The sequence below is a fragment of the Halomonas sp. ALS9 genome (assembly GCF_001651035.1).
Lineage (GTDB): Bacteria > Pseudomonadota > Gammaproteobacteria > Pseudomonadales > Halomonadaceae > Vreelandella.
In genome coordinates this window covers 1-209 of record NZ_LXRG01000059.1, presented here as the reverse complement: position 1 = coordinate 209, position 209 = coordinate 1, and the positions used below count along the sequence as shown (strand labels likewise).

Genomic DNA, 209 nt, shown 5'->3' with positions numbered 1-209 from the left:
GTCAACCCCGACGTCCAGGAAAGCATGGTGGTGTCGACTTCATTCAAGGTCCTATTGGCCTGTGACAAGCCGCCGCCACCTTCGCCAAATAGCACAACTGCTGGCATGATCACCAGTGCCAGCATCATGATGCAACCCTGCACGAAGTCGGTCATGCTGACAGCCAGGAAGCCGCCAACCACCGTATAAAGAAGCACTACACCCAGCGT

The 209-nt window shown here is 56.0% G+C and carries 1 protein-coding gene; it reads right to left on the bottom strand.

What is annotated here, in order from left to right; all coding sequences use genetic code 11:
* Positions 1–209: sodium:solute symporter family transporter (locus tag A6R74_RS04095; protein WP_441294761.1), on the bottom strand; the 209-nt coding region annotated here is incomplete at both ends.